2 protein-coding genes are annotated in these 1,780 nt (G+C 55.0%); both read left to right on the forward strand.

The genetic code is table 11. From position 1 onward, the window contains the following. The first annotated feature begins 50 nt into the window (after window positions 1–50). Window positions 51–962, forward strand: coding sequence for a dihydrodipicolinate synthase family protein (locus K0B01_14855; protein MBW6487422.1), 912 nt, complete (start codon window positions 51–53; stop codon window positions 960–962). Between the two features lie 369 nt (window positions 963–1,331). Next, window positions 1,332–1,780, forward strand: a 449-nt coding sequence (locus K0B01_14860) for a GntR family transcriptional regulator (GenBank protein ID MBW6487423.1), incomplete at its 3' end; no start/stop codon positions are given.

Here is a 1,780-nt window from a genome sequence, read left to right on the forward strand (position 1 = left end):
GGGAGAGTTGGCAAACGACATGATGGAAAACTAAGGAGGATGCAGGCAGAATGAAAAAAAACAAAACGACAGGCGTGATGACGCCGATACTGACACCATTCAACGACGATCTGAGCATCGCCGCCGATCTGTACCTCAGCCACGCAAAATGGCTGCTGGACCAGGGAATACATTATATCGCTCCTTTCGGCACTACCGGTGAGGCGCTCAGCATGTCTGTTGCAGAACGGCTGGCGGCGGTGGACGCGCTTATCGACGGGGGGATTGACCCCGCGGTTTTGATGCCGGGGACCGGTCTTTGCAATCTTCCCGAAACTGTTACGCTGTGCCGCCACGCGATAGAGCGCGGGTGCAAGGCGGTGATGGTACTGCCGCCGTTCTTTTACAAAAATGCCAGCGATGACGGGTTGTATAACTACTTCAAGTGGTTGATTGGTGCTGTCGCTCGTCCCAAGCTCAGGATATGCATGTATCATATTCCTCCGCTGGCCGGGATAGGTTTCACGCCAGCCCTGGCGGGCCGATTGGCCCGGGATTTTCCTGAGACGATCTTTGCCTACAAGGACAGTTCCGGAAATTTTGAGAATACCAAGGCGGTTATTGCCGCAGCCCCCGGCATCTCGGTCTTCCCGGGGTCCGAACTTTTTCTGCGGGTGGGCATGGAGCACGGCGGGATGGGCTGCATCTCGGCTACCTGTAATGTTAATCCGGCGGGAATTCGTTACGCATTCGATGTGGCCACCGGCGCCAAAGCCGATGATCTGGACCGGGTCAATTTTGAAATAGTGACGTTTCGCAAAACAGTAGAAGAGTATGTTCCCATTCCCGCCATGAAAGGGATGCTTGCCCTGCAGAGGGGGGATACGCGCTGGCGAAACGTCCGGCCGCCCTTTATCCCCGCAAGCCCGGAGAACACGGAACAGTTGATTGCCAAACTCGGGAAGTTATTGAGACCGCTTTAGTTTAATGCCAGTGCGACCGGGCGGTGAAGGACGGTTTGACAATTTTTTTAATGCTCAGGTTCAAAGTTCCGGGGTATACGGCTCAACGTTAGACGGTGGATTCCTGATACCGTTTATCTCCGGATATGAAAAGCGCATCCCAACAAACCGTGAACGGCGAACCGTAAACCTGGTAGCCTGATCCTGGAATTATCGTTCAATGGCCAACCGCGACAATCGGGAACCATGGGAATGATGATCTTTAAGCTTCGTTTTCATCCCCCCATTGCGACGATTCGTTGCCCTGAATATTTTACTTGACAAACCCTTCCGGGTTTCTGTAAGGACAGACAGACCGGTTTTACCGGTCAGACCAATCCGGAGCGCCTGATGAATTTCGAAAAGATCGCCCCCGCGGGGTTCAAGAAAAAAAGCTCATTTATCGCCGATCAGCTTCTGTGTATGATCAATGCCGGTGCTTACGCGCCGGGCGAGCGGCTTCCCTCGGAGCGGGCCATTACCGAACAGATGGGTGTAAGCCGCCCCTCCCTGCGCGAGGCGATAAGCGCGCTGCAAATTGTCGGCATCCTCGAAAGCCGTCCCGGCGACGGCACCTACGTTTGCTTCCCTTCGGCAACCGAGGACCTGAAGCGACAGGTCTTGACCGTCCTTGAGGAATCAGACAGCCCCTACGAAAACATGCAGGCCCGCAAGGCGCTGGAGATCGGCGCGGTGCAACTTACCATTAAGGTTGCGACGGATGCCGATTTGCTCGCGATTCAAAAGGCATGGGAAGAAAAGTGCGAACGGGGACGCCGCGGCGATCTGGAGGAGTACCT

The sequence above is a fragment of the Syntrophobacterales bacterium genome, from assembly GCA_019429105.1.
GTDB lineage: Bacteria > Desulfobacterota > Syntrophia > Syntrophales > UBA5619 > DYTH01.

What these genes read in the sequence shown, in the direction of transcription:
- K0B01_14855 (MBW6487422.1), top strand. Translation starts at nt 51, where the DNA reads ATGAAAAAAAACAAAACGACAGGCGTGATGACGCCGATACTGACACCA.